Here is a 22,373-nt window from a genome sequence, read left to right on the forward strand (position 1 = left end):
ATTATGCTCAGCCTTTAGATTCCCATAGGTACCATGTACAATCCGGTATCTTCATCCTGCTTTACAATGACATCTACACCATATATTGCTTTAACCATTTCTTCTGTTATTACATCATTAGGATTACCTTTCGTAATGATCTCTCCATCTTTCATAACGATAATATGGTCGCTATAACGAATGGCTTGATTAATATCATGTAATACCATTACAATCGTTAGCCCATACACTTCATTTAACTCTTTCACTAACTCTAATATTTCTAGCTGATAGTAAATATCTAAATATGTTGTCGGTTCATCTAAGAAAAGCATTGGTGTATTTTGAGCTAATGTCATTGCGATCCAAACTCGCTGCCTCTCTCCACCAGATAAAGCATAGATTGGCTTATCACGCTTACTTTGTAAATTCGTACATACTAGTGCGCGCTCTATCGCTTCTCTATCTTCATCTGTTTGCGGAGAGAAAATATTTTTATATGGCATACGCCCAAAGCTTATTAGCTTTTCCACTGTAATATCTGCTGGAGCCTCATTTTGTTGATGGACAACTGCTAGCTTTCTAGCAAACTCTTTCGGTTTATATTCACTAATCGCTTTCCCATCAAGTATTACTTCTCCACTGCTAGGAACGTGATTTCTAGACATGACACTAAGTAATGTTGATTTCCCGCATCCATTCGGGCCAATAATTGTTGTAATTTTCCCAATTTCTATTTCACTACTAACAGACTTTAAACGATTTGTTACGTTATCGTATGAAAAGGTTACATTTTTAATTTCCATGAACTTTATCACTCTTTCTAAGCAAGAATATTAAGAATGGACCACCAATAACCGCCATAATTGTTGCTGCTGGAATTTCGTTAGGTGGCACAATTAACCTTCCAATCGTATCCGCCGTCAAAATTAATAACGCGCCTGCAAGAGCAGAAAATGGAATTAATACTTTATGGTCTGAACCGACTAATTGTCTTGAAATATGCGGAACTAGTAATCCTACAAAAGCAATAACACCTGCAATCGCTGTTGATACTGCCGCTAAGAGTACTGCAATGGCAGAAATAATAAGACGAACTCTCGTCACGTGCAAGCCTAAGTTTTTCGCAGTCTTATCTTGTAGCGATAATAAGTTACACCAAGCTCCTACGAACAGAGCAAGAATAAGACCAATCGTTCCATAAGTCACCATTATTTCTACATCGCCCCACGTCTTCATTGTTATGTTAGAAGTCGTCGTTTGCTTAATACTCTTAATAAAATACCCACAAATCGTAACGAATGATTCATTTAATCCAGTAAACATCGCATTAATGGCAATACCAATTAAAATAATGCGAAGCGGGCTTAACCCTGACTTCCATGAAAACGAATAAACGAGATAACACGCAAACGCACCACCTAAAAAGGCGAATACGGGTGTCCAGAAAAAGAATTGCGGGAACAATGTAATAATAACGAGTGTCATAAAACTAGCTCCTGAAGATATACCGATTACCCCAGCATCAGCGAGTGGATTCTTCATAACAGCTTGAAAAAGCACCCCTGAAACTGCAAGAGCCGCTCCAGTGAACAGCGCAATAATAATACGCGGGAAACGTAAATCTTTAATGACTTCAACATCTTCATTCCCACCTGTAAATATCCCTTGCACAAGTTCAACAATACCTACTTCTAAACTCCCTTTCATCGCTGACAATGATGTCATAACAATGAGCAATGCAGTAACAATGAGGAAACTCCAAGTTTTTTTATTCATTCTGCTCTTCCTTTATATTAAAATGCATCACGGATACATCATATTTTTCAATTCATCTAACGCTTCAATTGCTGCTAAATTGCCTGTCGTTCCAAATAAACGCTCTTCTAAATCGTAAACACGGTTATTTTTAACCGCAGCAAAGTGTTTCCAAATGTCATTTGTTTTAAATTCTTTATCAAACATTTTTACAACTTCATCAGGCATACCATGAGCTGCTCGTAAAATAATATCTGGATCAGCTTTCTTTAAATACTCTGTATTAGAAGCTAAATATTCTACTTGTTCACCTTGCACAATATTTTTACCACCTAGTTGTTTCACTAAATCTCCAATATAAGAATGCTCTGTTGCTACTAAATAACTGCCCGGCACACCTAATAAAATAAGCACTGTCGGTTCTTTCTTTCCTTTTACTTCCTTTTGAATGCTAGCAACCTTTTTATCTAACTTAGTTACTACTGCTTCAGCCTGCTTTTCACGTCCATATTTCTTACCTAAATCGCTAATAGAACTTTGCATATTTTTTAAACTCGTTAAATCTAAAAAGTTTGCTTTCATACCCACATCATCAAAAACTGGCTTTAATTCATATTCAAGTGTTGTCACAGATAACACTTCTGAAGGCTTTAATGACTTTACCTTTTCCATATCTGGACTCATTGGATTCCCAACTTCAGGTAAACCTTTATATCGCTTCGGTAAAGTTTTAGAACTTGTTGGAACGCCAACTAAATCTACTTCTAACGCATCCATAATTTCAGTAACAGCCACTGTTGTTGCAACAACGCGCTCCTTACTCTCACTCTTTACCTGCTTTGCTGTTTCTTTTTTTGGTGATGAGCACCCGGCTATACTCATTAACAAAATGATAGCCATTAGTACACTTACGATTTTCTTCACTCTCAATCACCACTCCCTTCCATACAATATGAAACAAGTCTTGATGCACGCGAACATGCATCAAGACTCCAAAAATTACAATCTACCTGCTCTATATTTACGAACTAGTAAAGCAAGTGAACCTAGCAGTAACACCATGTATAAACCAAGTTGTGCTGTATCTGCAGTTTTTGAGTTTTTCTCTTTTTTCGAATCATTTTTTGTATCTTCTTTTTTCTTCTGACCATCTGCATTTCGGTTAAAATCAGGAGTACCTACTGTTTTTACATTATCTACTTTCGGTGTAGTCACTGGATTTTTCGGTTCATTTTTCGGTTCCTCTTTAATAGTTCCTAACGCGCCGATATTATTTGTATCAAATTGAATTTGTACATCGTAGAAATGATGGTAGTTCATCTCATCGATGTCTACCTTTACTTTTGCGTTTAATTTTTTAAATAGATCTTCTACTTCAAACTGTACTACTCGCGTATTTGCATTTTTATCTTCGCTTACTACTTTCGCATCAGCGAATAGTTCCTTGTTTTCCGTTTGGAATTTCGTAATCCACGCACTATTTTTCAGCGTCATCTCAATGTATTTTTTACCATCTTTTACGATTAATTTCGCTGGATTTACAACATAGTCATTCATCTTTGAAATCTCATCTGTTTTATCTTTTAATACTTTAAATGTAATATCATATTGGCCATCTACTAAATTTTTCGGATCAACTATTACTTTCGGGTTATTATTTCCACCTTGGTTTCCATTCCCATCTTGGTTGTCATTCCCGCCTTGGTTGTCGTTTCCTCCTTGGTTCCCTAAAGCTTTAATACTGTCTTGATCAAATACAAATTGAACATCGTAGAAATGGTGATAATTCATTGAATCAATATCTACTTTTACTTTTGCATTTAATTTTTTAGACAAATCGTTTACTTCTACTTCTACTACTCTTGTATTTTGTTCTTTATTTTCACTTAACACTTTTGCATTAACGAAAGAACCATTCTTCTCAAATTCAAATTTCGTAATCCATGTACTATTTGTTAATGTAAACGATACGTATTTCTTACCATCTTTTACTTTTAATACACCTGGGCTTTTTGTGTATGTGTTCATCATTGAGATTTCATCTGTTTGATCTTTTAACACTTTAAAGCCAATGCTGTATTCACCATCTTTAAGAGCTTTTGGATCAATTGTTGTGTTATTATCTTGGTTGTCGTTTCCTCCTTGGTTGTTATTTCCTCCTTGGTTGTCGTTTCCTCCTTGGTTGTCGTTTCCTCCTTGGTTGTCGTTTCCTCCTTGGTTGTTATTTCCTCCTTGGTTGTCGTTTCCTCCTTGGTTATCTAACGGCTTAATGCTACCTTTATCAAATGCAAATTGAATATCGTAAAAATGGTGATAATTCATTGAATCGATATCTACTTTTACTTTTGCATTTAACTTTTTCGATAAATCTGGTACTTCTACTTCCACTACGTGTGTATCAGCTTTTTTATCTTCACTTATTACTTTTGCATCAACAAACGAACCATTTTTCTCAAATTCAAATTTTGTAATCCATGAACTGTTCGTTAACGTAAATGATACATACTTCTTACCATCTTTTACTTTTAGCACACCTGGACTTTTTGTATATGTGTTCATCATTGAAATTTCGTCTGTTTGATCTTTTAATGCTTTAAAATTGATGCTGTATTCACCATCTTTAATTGTTTCAGCATCTGGTTTTTTATTTTCATCTGGTTTTTCTGCTTCTGGTTTTTCTACTTCCGGTTTTTCTACTTCTGGTTTTTCTACTTCTGGTTTTTCTACTTCTGGTTTTTCTGCTTCCGGTTTTTCTACTTCTGGTTGTTTCTCTTCATTTTTAATTTGTTCAAGTTTATCTTGTTCAAATAAAAGTTGTACATCATGCGTTTGCTTATAATTTCTTGATGCCATTTCGATAAATACTTTTGTATTTAGTTTTTTAGATAAATCGTTTACTTCAAACTCTACTACTCTTGTATCTTTTTCCTTATCCTCACTCACTACTTTTGCATCAACAAATGCGCCATCTTTTTCCGTTTGGAAATTTTTAATTAATGAGCTACTTTTTAGTGTTACAATTGCTTTTTTCTTACCGTTTTCTACTTTTAATACTCCTGGATTTACCATGTAAGTATTCATCTTAGATTCTTCATCTGTTTGATCTTTTAATACTTTAAATGGAATGCTGTACGCACCATCTTTAATTGTGTTAGAATTTGGTTGTTGATCTGGGTCAGGCTTTTGGTCGGGCTTCTGACCTGGATCGGTAGTTTCATTTGGATCTGGCTTATTAGCTGGGTCCTCTTTTTCATTTGGTTTTTCTACATGAATTGGTGTAATGCTATTTTGATCAAATGCAATACGAACGTCGTACTCATGATGATAATTTAAAAAATCAATATCTACTTTTACTTTTGCGTTTAATACCTTCGCTACATCTTCTACATCAAATTCTACTACTCTTGTATCTTTTTCTTTATCTTCACTAATTACATTTGTCGCAACTAGCTTACCTGCTTTTTCTGTTTCAAACTTCGTAATCCATGAACTATTCGTTAATGTAAAGGATACTTTCTTTTTCCCATCTTTCACTTTTAAAGTTCCCGGGCTTACTGAATATTGATTCATCATCGATTCTTCATCTGATGTATCTTTTAAAACTTTGAAGCCAATTGAATATTCACCGTCAGCCAACTTGGTAGCTGCTTGAACTGCAAGTGGTTGTAATGTTGATACGAATGTAAATATCATTAAAAACATAGCAACAATAATTTTTGTATACCTGTTCAATGGAACGACTCTCCCTTTTGAAAATTATTTAATACTGTTCCCATCAAATACAAAGCGAATATCATACGAAGCATTATAATTAATAATTGGAATATTAATTTTCACCTTGCCATTTAGTTTTTTTGACAAGTCAGCAACTTCAAATTCTACAACTCTAGTATTATCTTTTTTGTTTTCACTTAACACGGTTGTTTCTACAAATTGACCATCTTTTTCTACTTGGAAACTTTTAATAGAAGCACTATCTTTCACTTTAAATGAAACATATTGTTTTCCATTTTTAACTGTTAATGTTGCTGGGCTTTCAAAATAACTATTCATTCTAGACGATTCATCTTTATCGCCTTTCCATACAGTAAAAGCAATATTATATTTTCCATCAGCTAGTTTTGTAGCAGCCTTTGCATCTTGTAAACCTAGTGTTGCGATAAATGTAAATAAAACAGCAAATACGGCAATAATCATTTTAAATTGTTTAAACATATATTCATCACCCTTCAAAAGATTTATTTACTCAATTTCACTTTACGAATTAAGAAAGCACCTGAAATAAGAATTAACGCTGCAAACAATCCAATACGTGCTTCATCGCCTGTTTTTGGGTTATCTGTTTTTTCAGCTTTTCCATTTTCATTTTTTGTTTCTTTGTTCGCTTCTTTAGCTGTTTCCTTACTCTCTACTTTTGTTTTCTCTTCTTTTACTTGTGTATCTGTTTTCGCTTGATCATTATTTTTTGTTGTAGCAGCTACGCCGTTATCGCCACCTACAGCTTTTACATTTGCATCAAAAGCAAAACGAATTGTGTAGTGGTGGTCATAGTTTGCATTTGGTACAACAACATGAATTTTTACAGCTGCTGGTTTGGATAAATCATCTACTTTAAACTCTACTGTTCTTTTATCTGCCGATTCATCTTTACTAACAACTTTCGCATCAACAAAATTCCCGTTCTCTGGTGCTTTAAATTCTGTAATCCAAGCACTATGATTCATCGGAACTTGTACTCTCATCTCACCGTTTTTCACTATTAATTTTGCTGGCTTTTCAAAATAGTCATTTGCCATTGAAGCTGAATCATTTTCCGCTTTTTGAATTACGTAATTAATATCGTAAGTACCATCAGCTAGTTTTGCTGATGCATTCCCGTATGGCATTACAAGAAAAGCTAGCATACATACGAACGTTATAATAAAAGCGGGTAATACAGAAACCTTTTTCATTTTTCTTGTTTCCTCCTTTGTTATCTTTCACTTCACTTTTTGAAAATGATAATTATTCTCAATTTATAAGAAAAAAAATAATCTCTTCTACCTATTATTTAATTAGCATTCTTTTATGTAACATAAGCATTATTGATTATCATTCTCATTTAATGTTAAAAATAATATCTCACCCTATTCCTTATATGAAGGCATAGAAACTGAGAAAAAATTATAAAACTTATTTATTGATTATCATTCTCAATATAAATCAAAAAAAATAAACTATCTCTTCTCCTCTTCTTTCACCTCTTCCCCTAACAACACTTTAGTTATAGAAACCCCTTTCCCTCACTTCCCTTCCAATATTTCCACAACTAAGTCAATCTTAGCCTACTCATAAATTTTTTGTCAACTATATTACGTATAAAATTTTTAATATCTGAATTTCTCTATATATGGCTTTTTCTACAAAAAAAGAGACTTTCTATTATAGAAAGCCTCTTTTCTCTATTTTTCTACAGCAATTTCCTGCTTTTGAAACTTAGAAACTATATAACCAAATCCTATACCGATTATGCCTGGAACTAACCAACCAATTCCTACACTATATAATGGAATCTTATCTAAAATAGGTGCTAGCGCTGCAATTTGAAGGTTTGCATTGTGTAACCCATCAAAGAAACTTATTGCAAATGCTCCTACAATCCCGCCCACATACATCGCTAATGGAAGACGAACGTAGTTTTCAACAAGTGATAATACGATAAGTACGATTCCAATTGGATAAATGGCGATTAAGATTGGTAATGCTAATGCATTTAACTGAGTTAACCCAAGGTTTGCTACCATAAATGCTAATACACAGAAAATAAAAACGACTTTTTGATAAGAAAGCTTTGGTAATAAGGAAGAGAAGTAATCACCACAAGCTGCAACAATACCTACAGAAGTTGTTAAACATGCTGCTGTAATTGCGATCCCTAGTAATAAAGTTCCGTAGCTACCAAATAAATGATTCACGACATTTGTTAAAATAATTCCTCCGTTTGCGCCCATTCCAAGCGATACACTAGAAGCTCCAAGATACGCAAGCGCTAAATACACAAGTAGTAAACCAAGCGCTGCAATAAATCCTGCAAAGATTGTTACTTTTGCAATACTATTTTTATTTGTAATGCCTTTTTCTTTTAACGCATGAATTACAACATTTCCGAATACCAGTGCTGCAAGTCCATCTAAAGTTAAATATCCATCAATAAATCCTTTAAAGAGAGGAGCACTATACGCTTCTGTCGGTGCACCAAATTCTCCAATTGGTGTAATAAGTGCTTTACCTACGATAATTGCAATAACTGCTAATAATATTGGAGTTAGTACTTTACCAATACGCCCCACTAATTTCGAAGGATTTAAAGCTAAATAGAAAGTGACTGCAAAGAAAATAAGTGTAAAGATAACAAGTGGATATGACTGACCAGCTATCTCACTTGGTAAAAACGGTGCAACACTCATCTCATAAGCTACTGTTCCTGTACGCGGCACACTTACGAATACGCCTAAACATAAATAAATTGCAGTGATAAAAACAAGTGCGAATATAGGATGTACACGTCCTGCTAGCTCATTAATATCTCCCTTTAAAGCTATAACAATTACTCCTAATAAAGGTAGTCCAACCCCTGTTACGATAAAACCAAACAGCGCGATCCATACGTCCGTTCCAGCACCTTGCCCTAACGCTGGTGGAAAAATCATATTGCCTGCACCAAAAAACAGTGCAAATAACATTAAACTTATTGCAAACATCTCTGAAAACTTTAAAGATGACTTCATTTCTACTAACCTCCTAAAATAATTAATTGACAAAATATTCTGAATTAAAATCCGTCACATATCCTCTTTCAAGCATACTTCCCCGTAAAAGAACGCAAAAAACACCCGTCCCTAACAAAGGGACGAGTGTTGAAATCGTGGTTCCACCCTTATTCTAATAAAATGAATTTATAGCAAAATAAGCTCATTTTATAGCTCGTGTAAATTGATAACGGTTTTATCCGTCAAGAATTACAATGCATCATGTATGCAGTTCACTCTTGAAGTTTAGAGGTGGTAAGCTTGTCTTTTCGTATTAGGAAGCTCACAGCCTAAGGCTCCCCTCTCTGAGAATCGTAAAATACAACTCATGTCCTCATCATTACTTTTATAAAATATCTTGTCGAAACTTGTTGTTTTTTATTATATGGGCTATTTTTTAAAAAATCAATAGTTTTATTTTTTCTGACAAAAAAATATAGGGAGAAAATTTTTCCTCCCTATAACTGATCTATTAGAATGTCTAATTCCCCCGATGTAACGCTCCTCCACTTTCCTACTTCAAGCTCATTTAGCTCTATATTCATAATCCGTACTCGCTTTAGCTTTATTACAGTAAACCCAAAAGCACGGCTCATTCTACGAATTTGCCTGTTCATTCCTTGCGTTAAAACGATACGAAATGTTGATTGATCGACTCTCGTCACTTTGCACGGCTTCGTCATACCATCTTTAATCTTTACACCGCTGGACATCTCATCAATAAACCAGTCCGTAAAAGGTTTATCGACTGTGACAACATATTCTTTCTCGTGTTCGTGATCACCGTGTAAAATTTGATTGGCAATCGCGCCATCATTCGTTAATAAAATAAGTCCTTCTGATGCTTTATCTAATCGCCCAACTGGAAAGATTCGCTCTGGGTAATTGATATAATCAATAATATTATCTTCAATATGATCAGCTGCTGTACAAGTAATTCCGACTGGTTTATGAAATGCGATATACACCTTTTCTTTCTCTTCTTTCGCAATAACCTGTCCATCAATCGTTACAACATCACCATCGCTCACAAGTGCACCGTGCGTACATATTTCGCCATTAATAGCCACGCGTCCAGCTTTAATAAGGCGGTCTGTTTCACGTCTTGAGCATGATTTTGCTTCGCTTATGTATTGGTTGATTTTCATGTTTTGCTCCTTTTCATATATAATAAAAACGTCAATCTATGGCAATATCATTATGCCACGATTGACGCTTTTTCACTTCGCAAAAACAACTAAATAAATAACCCCAATCACCAAAAATATTCCACAACAAGCTAACAATACTTTTGCAAGTTTGTCCATAAACATATAATGGTTTCCCCTTTGTTTCGTTGTTTGCTATTTTAATTCGACAACTGTTACGCCTAGGCCTCCCTCGCCCATGTCACCGTAACGGTAATTCTTCACGCCGCGATGCTTCTTCAAGTAATCTTGTACACCTTGGCGAAGCGCTCCTGTTCCTTTACCGTGAATGATTGATACACGAGGATAACTTGCAAGCTGGGCATCGTCTAAATATTTTTCAACGCGCATCATTGCATCTTCATAACGTTCACCGCGAAGATCAAGTTCCAATGAAACGTGGTAATCTCTACCCTTCACACTTGCGACTGCTTTTTTCTCTGTTTGCTTCGGTGTGTTAATGTATTCCATGTTAGATTCTTTTACTTTCATCTTCAGAATACCGATTTGTACGCTCCACTCTGTATCACTTACTTTTTCAAGTAATTGACCCTTTTGACCGAACGTTAATACTTTTACTTCATCACCTGCGCGTAACTGTTGTTTCGGCGCAGTGTTTTTCACGTTTACTTTTTGTTTCTTCACAAGCTCTGGCGCTGTTCCTTCTAGACGGCTCTTCGCTTCAATAAGCTCATGGTCTTTCACATTTACAAGCTGTGCTTTACGCAATTGACGAAGTTCTTGAATAATACCTTCTGCTTCTTTCTTCGCAGCTTCGACTTTTTCTTCCCCTTCTTTTTGCGCTTTTAATAATTTTTCATCACGCTCATCGTTAAACTCAATAATTTGACGTTGCAACTCACGATGAAGTTTCTCAGATTGTTTGCGAAGTGCCTCTGCTTCGTTCCAGTCACGCTCTGCGTTCTTCTGGCTTTCTTCTAACTTCGCAATCATATTTTCAATTTTATTTGTATCTGTACTAATGTGGTTACGTGCTTGGTCAATAACGCGATCAGATAATCCAAGGCGCTTCGAAATTTCAAAGGCGTTACTGCGACCTGGTACACCGATTAATAACTTATAAGTTGGACTTAATGTATTTACATCAAACTCAACACTCGCATTAATAACTTGCTCACGGTTGTATCCGTATGCTTTTAATTCTGGGTAATGCGTCGTAGCAACAACGCGAGCACCGCGGTTACATACTTCATCTAAAATCGAAATTGCTAGGGCAGCACCTTCTTGCGGGTCTGTTCCAGCACCTAATTCATCAAATAAAACTAAGCTTTCAAAATCAGCTTTTTCTAAAATATCTACAATGTTCACCATATGTGAGGAGAACGTACTTAAGCTTTGTTCAATCGACTGCTCATCACCGATATCAGCAAAGATATTTTTAAATACACAAATCTCTGACTCATCCATTACTGGAATGTGAAGACCAGATTGCGCCATTAATACACAAATACCAACTGTTTTCAGCGTAACTGTTTTACCACCTGTATTCGGTCCTGTAATAACAATTGTTGTGAAATCTTTACCTAGCATAATGTTATTTGGCACAATAATTTCTGGATCGATTAGCGGATGACGAGCTTGTCTTAAATCCATATAACGCTCGTTATTTACAATTGGTTTCGTTGCTTTAATTCGTTTCGCATAAAAAGCTTTCGCAAAGATGAAATCAAGATTTGCAACTATTTCTACGTTTGATAAAACGATATCGGCTTCTACTGCCACTTCTTCTGTTAACATTAATAAAATGCGTTCAATTTCTTGTTTTTCTTTCACTCGTGCTTCTTGTAGTGCATTATTTAATTCTACAATTACTTGTGGTTCAATAAATAATGTTTGTCCAGAAGCAGATTGGTCGTGAACAATACCGCCATATACGCCGCGGTATTCTTGTTTTACTGGGATTACGTAACGTTCATTACGAATTGTTACAATCGAGTCAGACAGCATCTTTTGCGCGTTTGAAGAACGCGTCATATTTTCTAACTTTTCACGAATACGGCTTTCCGCAGTACGAATTTGAGTACGAATACCACGCAGTTTATCACTCGCACTATCGACTACTTCACCGCCATCACCGATGCAATTTGTAATTTTCTTTTCTAACTCATATAAAGATACAATTTGAGCGACATGAGTTTCTAAAATCGGAAGCTCGACACCGTTATCAGCCATATCTTCAATGAAACGTTTCATATTACGGCTACCATACATCGTATTCGCAATATCAAGTAGTTCATTTGGGCTTAACATACTTCCAATCTTTGCACGCTTCACATTCGAGCGAATATCCGTAATGCCACCTAATGGTGCACTACCTTTTAAACGAATGACTTTCGCTGCTTCATCCGTTGTATCTTGCATTTCTACAATTTCTTCAAAATCAGTGCTCGGCACTAAATTCTTCACTTTATCACGGCCAAGTGAAGAGGCTGTATGTTCAAGTAATTGTTCTTTTACTTTATTGTATTCTAATACACGCAACGTTCTTTCTAACATGTTGCAGGTCCCCCTTGTGTTACTTATTACGTTTAATATAGTCTAATAAACGTTCAATATCCCATGTGTTAATCACGTTATCTTTTTGAATCCAACCTTTACGTGCTGCAGCTACACCTGTTTCCATATCTTCTAACATTTCAAGTGTATGAGCATCCGTATTAATCGCTACTTTTACACCAGCATCTTGTGCTTGTTTTAATAATTTCGCGCTTAAATCTAGACGGTTCGGATTCGCATTTAATTCTAAAACTGTATTTGTCTCTTTTGCGAGTTCAATTAATAAATCTGTATCTACATCATAACCCTCACGGCGCCCGAGAAGACGTCCTGTCGGATGGGCAATCATTGTGACATGTTTATTCTCAAGTGCAGTACGCAGACGCTTCATAATCGTTTCACGGTCTTGTGAGAAGCTAGAGTGAATCGCTCCAATGACATAGTCTAATTCTTCTAATACTTCATCATCAAAATCAAGAGAGGCATCTGGTAAAATGTCCATTTCAATTCCGCGTAAAATTGTAATGTCTGGATACTTTTCATTCATACGTTCAATTTCTTTCGCTTGCTCACGAAGACGCTCTTTCGTTAAACCATTCGCTACTTTCAAATATTGCGAGTGATCAGTAATCGCCATAAACTTGTATCCACGAGCACGGCACGCTTGTACCATTTCTTCAATAGAAAAAGCACCGTCACTCCAAGTTGTATGCATATGTAAATCACCTTGTATATCGGAAAACTGAATTAAGTTCGGATACTCTTTAATTAATTCAATTTCTTTTCCATCTTCACGCACTTCTGGCGGAATAAATGGCAGACCGAAATGAGCGAAGAAGTCTTCTTCAGTCTCAAATGTTTTCACTTCACCTGTTTCCAAGTTCTCTACACCGTACTCACTAATTTTCTCGCCTTTATCTTTTGCGATTTGACGCATTTTTACGTTATGGTCCTTTGATCCTGTGAAATGGTGAAGAGTTGTAATAAACTCTTCTGGTTTTACTAAACGAAAATCGATTGAAATATCATATTCATATTGAAGACGGACAGAAACTTTTGTATCTCCACTTGCGATTACTTCAATCATATTATCGAATTGTAGTAAATGCTCACGTACCGCTGCTGGTTCTGTCGTTGCAATGATAAAATCTAAATCTTTCACTGTCTCACGAACACGGCGTAAGCTACCAGCGCGAGAGAAACGAATGGCTTCAGCAATATTCGACAATTTCTCCTCTATTTCCCCGGCAATAGGTAATACCATCGCAATTGGTAAACGCTCTGGACGAGAGCCTACTTGATCGATTGCTTCTAATATTTTCTCTTCTGTCTTCTTACCGAAACCTGCTAAAGCCTGTACTTTATTTTCCTCACAAACAGCTTTTAGCGATTCCATGTCAACAACACCAAGTTCTTTATATAACTTAGCCACCTTTTTACCACCAAGTCCTGGTAGTTTTAATAACGGCAATAAGCTACTTGGTACTTCTTTCTCAAGTTCTTGTAATACTTCAGATGTTACCGATTCTATATATTCTTGAATAACGGCTGCTGTTCCTTTTCCGATTCCTGGAATCTTTGTGAAATCTTCAATTTCAGAAAGACTACGATCGTCACTTTCTAATGCTGCTGCCGCTTTACGAAATGCAGATATTTTAAATGGATTCGCACCCTTTAGTTCCATAAAAAGCCCGATTGTCTCTAATAATTTGATAACTTGTTTTTTATTTACTTTCATCATTGCCCCGCCTTTCTTTCATAGAAAAAAACTTCTCTTTCCGAAAAAAGAGAAGTTATACTCTGCTACCTGTCTGCCATAGTTCCTTCACCTTTTCAGATAGAATCGGTGTATCGTCTACAATTATTTTGCTAATTGATGATTTTTGTAATGGTGTTTGTACTTGTTCAATCGGAAGAATATTTCCAATGATAATTAAGACAAACAAAATAATATATACTTCTAAAAATCCGAGGATTGCCCCCGCAAACGCATTTACTTGCTTTAAAACCGGTATTTCTGCAAACATATTTAACAAATTACCAAGTAATGAAAGTGCAATTTTAGTGATAATAAACAATATGATAAACGCAAGCGCTTGATAAAATACTGTCTCAATATTATTTGCATCAATCCATTCTGGAACAGATACGTTTTTATCAAATGGATACGGAATAAATTTCGCAAGTGCTGGCGCTAAATCTTTACAGTACCAGTATGCAACAAGGTATGCGATAATAAAGCTTGTTAACTTTACAAGTTGCAGAATAAACCCTCTGCGTAAACCGAGGAAAAATCCCATAACAAGCAGTAAAATGATAATAATATCAATCATGTTATTCCATTCCTTTTTTTGTCATACTTTCTTTCAATTTCTCATGTTCTTCTTTTAATTTTATGTAATCGTGTATGACGTTTACCGCCGTCAATACCGCTAGTCTACTCGTGTCAAGCGAAGGATTCTTGGCATTGAGTTCGCGCATTTTATCATCCACAATCGCTGCTACCATGCGGATATGACTTGTACTTTCATCGCCAACAACTGAATATTGCTGACCATAGATTTCTACATTAATTCGACTTTTCTTTCCCTTTTGTTGTGACAACTCACCGGCCTCCAATCACGTACAGAATCCTAAAGTTTATCATACCATGAACCTTCATAATATGGAAACAGAAAGAACAATCCGATATGATAAAAATAACAATATAAAAAAAGGGGCGACCATTATGTCAAATTCTATCGTAATTCAAACAAATTCTACAGTAATTGAAGACATGAAACAACAATATAAACATTCGCTTAGCCCAAAAATTCCACAAGGCGGAATCTTCATGGCCAAGGTACCATCTTGCACAATTACAGCGTATAAATCTGGAAAAGTAATGTTCCAAGGAAGCCGCGCTGAAGCAGAAGCTTCTCGTTGGCAAACTGTCTCTCAAACACCGAAAACAGCTGTAAAAAAATCTGTCGATTCCCATCGTTATGCGCCGCCCGCTTCCATCGGTACAATGTCTATTGTAGGGTCTGATGAAGTTGGTACGGGAGATTTCTTTGGACCGATGACAGTCGTTGCTGTATATGTGGATGCAAAGCAAATTCCACTACTAAAAGAACTTGGTGTAAAAGACTCTAAAAACTTAAATGACGATCAAATTACTGCCATTGCGAAACAACTTCTACACGTTGTTCCTTACAGCTCCCTTGTCCTTCATAATGAAAAATATAACGAGCTATTTGATAAAGGAAACAACCAAGGTAAGTTAAAAGCTTTACTACACAATAAAGCTATTACAAACTTATTAGCTAAAATGGCACCTACAAAACCTGAAGGCGTCTTAATCGATCAATTCACACAACCTGATACATACTATAAATATTTAGCAAAACAAAAACAGGTACAGCGTGAAAATGTTTATTTCGCTACGAAAGGTGAAAGCGTCCATTTAGCAGTAGCCGCTGCTTCTATTTTAGCTCGCTACTCATTCGTAAAACAGTTTGACGAACTAAGTAAAAAAGCTGGTATGCCACTTCCAAAAGGTGCTGGTAAACAAGTTGATATCGCTGCTGCTAAATTAATTCAAAAGCTTGGTAAAGAACGATTACCTGAGTTTGTGAAACTGCATTTCGCTAATACGGAGAAGGCGCTTCGCTTATTAAAATAGTATCGACAAAAACAGGAGCCTACAAACTCCTGTTTTTTGTTTCACCCTACTATTGTCCTTATAGTTTTGTTATAATTATAATATACAGATTATTCTAACAAAGGAGGAGATCCCCATTGCTACTTATACAAATGATTCTAAATATTTTACTAGGCGATCCACACGAAAGACAGTTTGAAATTAGGGAAAACATTCAGCTATTAAGTGAACAACGAGCGTTCAACGATTTAATAGAGCGCTATGGCCGATCTTTCTTATTAAACTTTCGGATTCGAAAATTTATCGGGAAACACGATGCTCGCTCGTTAATACATAATCCAGCAAAACTACAACACTTCTGTGAGGAACTTGAATGTATGATTAGAAAGAGGAGGTTTTTCATACGAACGCTGTAAAAGTTAAAAAGATATTATATGTTTTCGTACACCTCGTAGGCCCACTTTCTTACTTCACTATTTCTACCATTTGGGGAGCTTTTTTCACTACTAAATCCACATTCGAAAATATATCTGATAATCTTGGCGTGATGGCCATCTATTACGTGTTCATGAGTTTACTGTGGTTTTTCTATTTCGATCGATTAGACAAAGATGTCGATAACATTACAAAAGAAATTAACGATAAGAAGATGTAATACATGAAAAAAGGAGAGTCGCCAAGACTCTCCTTTTTTATGTTAGCTTCGTTTCTGCTTCTTATTTGATGAAGGTACTTTATGTGAACCTGTTTCATGTGTCGTCGTTCCTTGTCCTTCTACTTCTGGAGAACCAAGGCTTGACCTTGAATGATCTTTTTTCACTTTTTTACTCATTTATATTCACCCCTTCGCGTTACTTTTTGCTACGGGGTCATAAACTATGCAAACAAAAAAGCGAGAGGAAATCCTCTCGCTTTTTTCATATTTTAGAACTCAGAAGAACCTGGAGTTCTTGGGAATGGAATTACGTCACGGATGTTAGCCATACCAGTGATGTACATTAGGAAGCGCTCGAAACCTAGACCGAATCCAGCGTGTTTTGTACCGCCGTATTTTCTAAGTTCTAAGTACCACCAGTAGTCCTCTTCGTTCATACCTAATTCTTTAATTCTGTCTACTAAAACGTCCATTCTTTCTTCACGTTGACTTCCGCCGATTAATTCGCCGATGCCAGGAACTAGAAGGTCAGTAGCAGCTACTGTTTTTCCATCTTCATTCATACGCATGTAGAACGCTTTAATGTCTTTCGGGTAGTCAGTTACGAATACAGGGCGTTTGAAGATCTCTTCTGATAAGTATCTTTCATGCTCTGTTTGTAAGTCAATACCCCATTCTACTGGGTATTTGAAGTCAGCACCTGATTCTTGAAGTACTTTAATTGCTTCTGTATATGTGATGCGACCGAAGTCAGAGTTAATCACGTTGTTCATACGCTCTAGAACTGTTTTATCAACGAAGCTGTTGAAGAAGTCCATCTCTTCTGGTGCATGCTCTAATACATATTTCATTGCATATTTCAGCATATCTTCTGTAAGATCCATTACATCGCCTAACTCAGCGAATGCAATCTCAGGCTCAACCATCCAGAACTCAGCAGCGTGGCGAGTTGTGTTTGAGTTTTCCGCACGGAATGTAGGTCCGAATGTATATACATCACGGAATGCTAATGCATACGCTTCAGCGTTCAGCTGTCCACTTACTGTTAAGTTTGTTTCTTTACCGAAGAAGTCTTTTGATTCATCAACTTTTCCGTCTTCACCTTTTGGTAGGTTATTTAAATCTTGCGTTGTTACGCGGAACATTTCGCCAGCACCTTCTGTATCACTACCAGTGATGATTGGTGTGTGAACATGTACAAATCCACGCTCTTGGAAGAACTGGTGAATCGCAAATGCTGCGATAGAACGTACGCGGAACGTTGCAGAGAATGCATTTGTTCTTGGACGTAAGTGAGCGATTGTACGTAAGTATTCAAACGTATGACGCTTCTTTTGAAGTGGGTAATCAGAATCTGATAAGCCCTCGATATCAATTTTTTCTGCTTTAATTTCAAATGGTTGCTTCGCTCCAGGCGTTGCAATTACTTTACCTTCTACTTTCACTGAAGAGCTAAGTGGAAGCTTTGCAATTTCTTTAAAGTTCTCTAATTCTGTATCGAAAACGATTTGAACGCTTTTGAAAAAGCTACCGTCGTTTAATTCGATGAAACCAAATGCTTTTGAATCACGTAAGTTACGAATCCACCCTGATACTTGTACTGTTTGACCTGCATACTTTTCTGTATCTCTATACAGACTTTTTACTAATGTGTTTTCCATAGTGAAATTCTCCTTTGCTGATATATTTAAATACAAAAAAACCTTTCATCCATAAAGGGACGAAAGGTTAAACTTCGCGGTACCACCCAATTTGTCATAAAGACCAACTTTAACTCGTATGTAATACATACTTCCCGGTTTGTAACAGGCCGGATTCCCGTCTAAGTCTACTCTTGAATACAAGATTCAATTTCGGTTAGCAACTCCAAGGTGTTCTTCACATATACCGCCTCATCAGGCTCTCACCGCCCCTGACTCGCTTTGGATTATAGTATATACTACTTTTCCTTATCATCGTCTTTCATTTTGTTAAACTAAAATTAATGTACTACATTCGAGAGAAAGATGCAAGATGCCAGAAAATATATAAGCGATTTTTGTAATATATCGACTTACCGACATCTGTCGACGATTGTGCAATAAAAAAATTGCCGGAATGAATCCAGCAATTTTCTAATTACTTACGTAACTCCGCACCAAATTTCTCTTCTACCGTTGTTAATACACGGTTATGCGCTTCTGTTACTTCTTCATCTGTTAACGTACGTTCTGCATCGAAGTAAGTCATAGAGAATGCAAGTGATTTCTTGCCTTCTTCCATTTTTTCACCTTCGTATAAGTCGAATAATGTTACATCTTTCAGAAGTTCTCCGCCAGCTTCAGCAATAACTTGCTTCATTTCACCAGCTTTTGTTTCTTTTGTTACTACAACAGCCATGTCGCGTGTCATAGATGGGAAACGCGGAATTGCTGAGTAGTAAGTTTCTTCAGCGTCTGCACCGAATACTTTTACAAGAGATAATTCAAATACGAATGTATTTTTCACATCTAATTGTTTTTCTGCTTCTGGGTGCAATTGACCGATGAAGCCAATTACTTCGCCATCTAATACGATGTCAGCTGTACGGCCTGGGTGCATACCTTCACGTTTTGCTGGTGCATATGTGATTTGGTTTGAAACGCCAAGTACGTCGAATAGTCCTTCTAGTACACCTTTCACAACGAAGAAGTCTACTACTTTCTTCTCACCTTGCCATGCATGGTGAAGAGCAAGACCTGTCATAACACCTGCAAGGTGTTGTTCTTCTTTCGGAAGTTCTCCTGCTTCTGTTGGTAAGAAAATAGAACCTACTTCGTACAAAGCAACGCTGTCGTTTTTACGAGCAACATTGTATGAAACTGCTTCTAGCAATTGTGGCACTAAGCTTAAACGAAGTTGGCTGCGCTCTTCGCTCATTGGAAGCGCAAGGTTTACAGGTGCTTTTTCGTTTGGCTCAACCATATATTGTTTCGCTTTGTCAGCGCTTGTTAATGAATACGTGATTGCTTCATATAAACCAGCACCCTCTAAGAAGCGACGTACTTTACGACGTTTCGTTTGTGCTGATGTTAATTTACCACGAGTCATTGTTCCAAAAGGTAATGTAACTGGAATGTGGTCATAACCGTATAGACGGCCCACTTCTTCTACTAAGTCTTCTGAAATTGTAATATCAGGACGACGTGCTGGTACATTTACATGGAATGTTCCTTCTACTTCTGTGAATGGGAATTTCAAGTTTGTAAACATTGTACCCATTTCACTCGCAGAAATATTTGTACCTAATACACGGTTTACTTTTTCAGCAGTAACAGATACTGTACGCTCTTGTACTTGTAAGTTGTCAGCTTCTACTACACCTTCAAGTGCTTCACCGCCAGCATATTTCGCCATTAAAGCAGCTGCGTGTTGAATTGCTTCAAATGTACGTGTTGGGTCGATTCCTTTTTCGAAACGTGCACTTGATTCACTACGAAGACCTAAGTCTTTTGATGTACGACGCACTGTTTGACCTGCAAAGTATGCAGACTCAATTAGAACGTTTACTGTCTCATTTGTAACTTCAGAATCCGCTCCGCCCATTACACCAGCAACAGCTAAGGCTTTTGTTCCGTTTGTAATTACAAGGTGGTGGCTTTGTAATGTACGCTCTTGATCATCTAACGTTTCAATTTTTTCGCCTTCTTTTGCAAGACGAACAACGATTTCCTTTGAACCTAATTTATCGTAATCGAATGCATGTAACGGTTGACCGTATTCCATTAAAATGTAGTTTGTAATATCAACTACGTTGCTAATTGGACGAATGCCAGCTGCCATAAGACGAGTTTGCATCCACATTGGTGATGGACCAATCTTTACGTTTTTAACCATTTTTGCAATGTATAATGGGTTTTCTTCTTTCGCTTCTACACTTACAGAAATATAATCAGAAGTTTTTTCTGCTGTTTCTTGTAATTCGATAGCTGGAAGTTTTACTTCGCGGCCGTAAATAGCAGCCACTTCATATGCAACACCTAACATGTTTAAGCAATCTGCACGGTTTGGTGTTAAACCAAGCTCAAGTACTTCATCGTGTAAGTTTAAAATTTCAAGTGCATCTGCACCAACTTCAGCGTCACTTGGGAAGATGAAGATACCATCTGCATATTCTTTTGAAACTAACTTTCCATCAATGCCAAGCTCTTGAAGAGCACAAACCATACCGTGAGAAGCTTCACCACGTAGTTTTGCTTTTTTAATTTTGAAGTTACCAGGAAGTACAGCACCAACTTTTGCAACTGGTACTTTTAAACCTTTTGCAATGTTAGCAGCTCCACAAATAATTTGAACTGGCTCTTCTTCACCGATATCGATTAAGCATTTGCTTAATTTATCAGCTTCTGGGTGTTTTTCACATTCTAATACGTGACCAACTACAACACCTTTTACACCTTTATTTAATACTTCAACGCCTTCTACTTCAATACCACTTTTCGTGATTTTGTCTGCTAGTTCTTGTGCTGTTACATCTTTAATATCTACATACTCTTGTAACCAACGATATGATACGAACATATTTATCCTCTCCTTCCCTTACGCTCGTTTGAATTGTTGTAGGAAACGTACATCATTTGTATAGAAATGACGAATGTCATCTACGCCGTATTTCAACATTGCGATACGCTCTGCGCCCATACCGAATGCGAAACCTTGATATTCTTTTGAATCATAACCAGCCATTTCAAGTACGTTCGGGTGAACCATACCTGCGCCTAAAATTTCAATCCAGCCAGTTCCTTTACAAGTGCCGCAACCTTTGCCATGACACATCATACAAGAAATATCCATCTCTACAGATGGCTCTGTGAATGGGAAGAAACTTGGACGAAGACGGATTTCACGATCTTCACCGAACATCTTTTTCACGAATACTTGCAGTGTACCTTTTAAGTCACTCATACGAATGTTTTTATCAATTACAAGACCTTCAATTTGCATGAACTGATGTGAATGCGTCGCATCATCATCATCGCGGCGATACACTTTACCAGGACAGATAATTTTGATTGGGCCTTTTTCTTTATTATTTTCCATCGTACGTGCTTGCACAGAAGATGTATGTGTACGTAGTAACGTTTCTTCTGTAATGTAGAATGTATCTTGCATGTCACGTGCTGGGTGATCTTTCGGTAAGTTTAGTGCTTCGAAGTTGTAGTAGTCTTTTTCTACTTCTGTTCCTTCAGCTACTTCATAACCCATACCGATGAATACATCTTCAATTTGTTCAACAACAGCTGTTAACGGATGGTGACAACCTGTTTCAACAGGACGACCTGGTAATGTAACATCAATTGTTTCCGTAGCTAATTTCGCTTCAATTACTGCTTTTTCTAAGTTGCTAATTTTGTCTTCTAGACGCGTTTGAATCGCTTCACGTACTTCATTCACTAATGCTCCCATACGTGGACGCTCTTCTGCTGATAATTTCCCCATGCCGCGTAATACTTCTGTAATTGGACCTTTTTTTCCTAAATACGCTACGCGTACGTCGTTTAAGCCCTTTAGCTCTTTCGCTTCTTCAATAAGCTCTAACGCTTTTTGCTTTAGCTCTTTTAAACGTGCTTCCATTTTGGAACCCTCCTAATTTTAAAAATAAAAAAACCTCGCTCCCAAAAAGGGACGAGGTAAATTCGCGGTACCACCCTAAATTGACAGAACAAGTCTGCCCACTCATTAGTTATAACGATCAATTCTGACCGGAACGCCTTTACATATACATGGTCCTGGCGTCAACTCCAGAGGTGAATTCACTTCCGTCTACCATAAGAATGCTTTCAGTCTACGGCACTCTCTCCCTATATGGCGATTTTGTAAGCTACTCT

Annotated in this window: 19 protein-coding genes and 3 other annotated features (1 of these 22 running past the window's edge); of the genes, 3 read left to right on the forward strand and 16 right to left on the reverse strand. The window is 36.8% G+C overall.

Annotated features, from left to right (window positions below; genetic code table 11):
* Positions 1-14 precede the first annotated feature (14 nt).
* The 12 genes from OXT04_RS13690 to zapA all read right to left on the reverse strand — a co-directional run bounded on the left by OXT04_RS13690 (position 15) and on the right by zapA (position 14,833).
* Complete coding sequence (locus OXT04_RS13690) at positions 15-785, reverse strand: ABC transporter ATP-binding protein (protein ID WP_000403765.1); 771 nt, start codon at positions 783-785, stop codon at positions 15-17.
* Positions 775-1,758 carry a FecCD family ABC transporter permease gene (locus OXT04_RS13695; RefSeq protein WP_001036841.1) on the reverse strand — a complete coding sequence of 328 codons (984 nt, stop codon included), beginning with the start codon at positions 1,756-1,758 and terminating at the stop codon, positions 775-777. The genes OXT04_RS13690 and OXT04_RS13695 overlap by 11 nt, the downstream gene beginning before the upstream one ends.
* A 27-nt stretch (positions 1,759-1,785) precedes the next feature.
* Positions 1,786-2,667 carry a heme ABC transporter substrate-binding protein IsdE gene (gene isdE, locus OXT04_RS13700; protein WP_002094153.1) on the reverse strand — a complete coding sequence of 294 codons (882 nt, stop codon included), beginning with the start codon at positions 2,665-2,667 and terminating at the stop codon, positions 1,786-1,788.
* Positions 2,668-2,736: 69 nt separating this feature from the next.
* Positions 2,737-5,469, reverse strand: coding sequence for an NEAT domain-containing protein (locus tag OXT04_RS13705; protein WP_267415264.1), 2,733 nt, complete (start codon positions 5,467-5,469; stop codon positions 2,737-2,739).
* A gap of 24 nt (positions 5,470-5,493) precedes the next feature.
* On the reverse strand, positions 5,494-5,952 hold the full coding sequence (locus OXT04_RS13710) for an NEAT domain-containing protein (protein ID WP_000476164.1): 459 nt from the start codon (positions 5,950-5,952) through the stop codon (positions 5,494-5,496).
* Between the two features lie 23 nt (positions 5,953-5,975).
* Positions 5,976-6,689, reverse strand: a complete 714-nt coding sequence (gene isdC / locus OXT04_RS13715) for a heme uptake protein IsdC (protein WP_023523143.1) — start codon at positions 6,687-6,689, stop codon at positions 5,976-5,978.
* Positions 6,690-7,178: 489 nt separating this feature from the next.
* A complete protein-coding gene (gene brnQ6, locus OXT04_RS13720) occupies positions 7,179-8,504 on the reverse strand; it encodes a branched-chain amino acid transport system II carrier protein BrnQ6 (protein WP_000842650.1) in 1,326 nt (441 codons plus the stop codon).
* A 115-nt stretch (positions 8,505-8,619) separates the two neighbouring features.
* Positions 8,620-8,875 (reverse strand) — a binding site (T-box leader).
* Between the two features lie 108 nt (positions 8,876-8,983).
* The gene (locus OXT04_RS13725) at positions 8,984-9,673 is read right to left on the reverse strand and encodes a 23S rRNA pseudouridine(2604) synthase RluF (protein ID WP_000700736.1); all 690 of its coding nucleotides are present in this window, start codon (positions 9,671-9,673) and stop codon (positions 8,984-8,986) included.
* A gap of 195 nt (positions 9,674-9,868) precedes the next feature.
* Positions 9,869-12,229: an endonuclease MutS2 gene (locus OXT04_RS13730; protein ID WP_061660092.1), complete on the reverse strand. Its 2,361-nt coding sequence runs from the start codon at positions 12,227-12,229 to the stop codon at positions 9,869-9,871.
* Positions 12,230-12,248: 19 nt separating this feature from the next.
* A complete protein-coding gene (polX, locus tag OXT04_RS13735; RefSeq protein ID WP_267415273.1) occupies positions 12,249-13,967 on the reverse strand; it encodes a DNA polymerase/3'-5' exonuclease PolX in 1,719 nt (572 codons plus the stop codon).
* Positions 13,968-14,022: 55 nt separating this feature from the next.
* Entirely contained in the window at positions 14,023-14,562 is a 540-nt protein-coding gene (locus OXT04_RS13740; protein ID WP_000565409.1) for a CvpA family protein, read from the reverse strand.
* A 1-nt stretch (position 14,563) separates the two neighbouring features.
* On the reverse strand, positions 14,564-14,833 hold the full coding sequence (gene zapA / locus OXT04_RS13745; protein ID WP_000082701.1) for a cell division protein ZapA: 270 nt from the start codon (positions 14,831-14,833) through the stop codon (positions 14,564-14,566).
* 124 nt (positions 14,834-14,957) lie between these two features.
* Between zapA and rnhC the strand changes: the two genes are divergently transcribed.
* From rnhC to OXT04_RS13760, 3 genes are all read left to right on the forward strand, one after another.
* Entirely contained in the window at positions 14,958-15,893 is a 936-nt protein-coding gene (gene rnhC / locus OXT04_RS13750) for a ribonuclease HIII (RefSeq protein WP_098533473.1), read from the forward strand.
* A 116-nt stretch (positions 15,894-16,009) separates the two neighbouring features.
* Positions 16,010-16,288, forward strand: coding sequence for a hypothetical protein (locus tag OXT04_RS13755; RefSeq protein ID WP_000924589.1), 279 nt, complete (start codon positions 16,010-16,012; stop codon positions 16,286-16,288).
* Between the two features lie 11 nt (positions 16,289-16,299).
* Entirely contained in the window at positions 16,300-16,527 is a 228-nt protein-coding gene (locus OXT04_RS13760; protein WP_071713960.1) for a hypothetical protein, read from the forward strand.
* 42 nt (positions 16,528-16,569) lie between these two features.
* On the opposite strand, the gene OXT04_RS13765 is transcribed toward OXT04_RS13760, so the two are convergent.
* The 4 genes from OXT04_RS13765 to pheS all read right to left on the reverse strand — a co-directional run bounded on the left by OXT04_RS13765 (position 16,570) and on the right by pheS (position 22,119).
* Entirely contained in the window at positions 16,570-16,704 is a 135-nt protein-coding gene (locus OXT04_RS13765) for a YuzL family protein (RefSeq protein ID WP_000039592.1), read from the reverse strand.
* Between the two features lie 92 nt (positions 16,705-16,796).
* Complete coding sequence (gene asnS / locus OXT04_RS13770) at positions 16,797-18,188, reverse strand: asparagine--tRNA ligase (protein WP_000432187.1); 1,392 nt, start codon at positions 18,186-18,188, stop codon at positions 16,797-16,799.
* Between the two features lie 52 nt (positions 18,189-18,240).
* Positions 18,241-18,492: a binding site (T-box leader), on the reverse strand.
* Between the two features lie 153 nt (positions 18,493-18,645).
* Positions 18,646-21,066, reverse strand: coding sequence for a phenylalanine--tRNA ligase subunit beta (gene pheT, locus OXT04_RS13775; protein ID WP_000498194.1), 2,421 nt, complete (start codon positions 21,064-21,066; stop codon positions 18,646-18,648).
* Positions 21,067-21,084: 18 nt separating this feature from the next.
* Positions 21,085-22,119: a phenylalanine--tRNA ligase subunit alpha gene (pheS, locus tag OXT04_RS13780; protein ID WP_000388222.1), complete on the reverse strand. Its 1,035-nt coding sequence runs from the start codon at positions 22,117-22,119 to the stop codon at positions 21,085-21,087.
* A gap of 44 nt (positions 22,120-22,163) precedes the next feature.
* Positions 22,164-22,373, reverse strand: a binding site (T-box leader); it runs 19 nt beyond the window's last position.

This window comes from Bacillus sp. GC_Bacil_1, from assembly GCF_026540675.1.
Taxonomy (GTDB): Bacteria; Bacillota; Bacilli; order Bacillales; family Bacillaceae_G; genus Bacillus_A; species Bacillus_A cereus.

What these genes read in the sequence shown, in the direction of transcription:
- OXT04_RS13690 (WP_000403765.1), bottom strand. Translation starts at nt 785, where the DNA reads ATGGAAATTAAAAATGTAACCTTTTCATACGATAACGTAACAAATCGT.
- rnhC (WP_098533473.1), top strand. Translation starts at nt 14,958, where the DNA reads ATGTCAAATTCTATCGTAATTCAAACAAATTCTACAGTAATTGAAGAC.
- isdC (WP_023523143.1), bottom strand. Translation starts at nt 6,689, where the DNA reads ATGAAAAAGGTTTCTGTATTACCCGCTTTTATTATAACGTTCGTATGT.
- asnS (WP_000432187.1), bottom strand. Translation starts at nt 18,188, where the DNA reads ATGGAAAACACATTAGTAAAAAGTCTGTATAGAGATACAGAAAAGTAT.
- OXT04_RS13740 (WP_000565409.1), bottom strand. Translation starts at nt 14,562, where the DNA reads ATGATTGATATTATTATCATTTTACTGCTTGTTATGGGATTTTTCCTC.
- OXT04_RS13730 (WP_061660092.1), bottom strand. Translation starts at nt 12,229, where the DNA reads ATGTTAGAAAGAACGTTGCGTGTATTAGAATACAATAAAGTAAAAGAA.
- pheS (WP_000388222.1), bottom strand. Translation starts at nt 22,119, where the DNA reads ATGGAAGCACGTTTAAAAGAGCTAAAGCAAAAAGCGTTAGAGCTTATT.
- polX (WP_267415273.1), bottom strand. Translation starts at nt 13,967, where the DNA reads ATGAAAGTAAATAAAAAACAAGTTATCAAATTATTAGAGACAATCGGG.
- OXT04_RS13725 (WP_000700736.1), bottom strand. Translation starts at nt 9,673, where the DNA reads ATGAAAATCAACCAATACATAAGCGAAGCAAAATCATGCTCAAGACGT.
- brnQ6 (WP_000842650.1), bottom strand. Translation starts at nt 8,504, where the DNA reads ATGAAGTCATCTTTAAAGTTTTCAGAGATGTTTGCAATAAGTTTAATG.
- OXT04_RS13765 (WP_000039592.1), bottom strand. Translation starts at nt 16,704, where the DNA reads ATGAGTAAAAAAGTGAAAAAAGATCATTCAAGGTCAAGCCTTGGTTCT.
- pheT (WP_000498194.1), bottom strand. Translation starts at nt 21,066, where the DNA reads ATGTTCGTATCATATCGTTGGTTACAAGAGTATGTAGATATTAAAGAT.
- OXT04_RS13695 (WP_001036841.1), bottom strand. Translation starts at nt 1,758, where the DNA reads ATGAATAAAAAAACTTGGAGTTTCCTCATTGTTACTGCATTGCTCATT.
- OXT04_RS13710 (WP_000476164.1), bottom strand. Translation starts at nt 5,952, where the DNA reads ATGTTTAAACAATTTAAAATGATTATTGCCGTATTTGCTGTTTTATTT.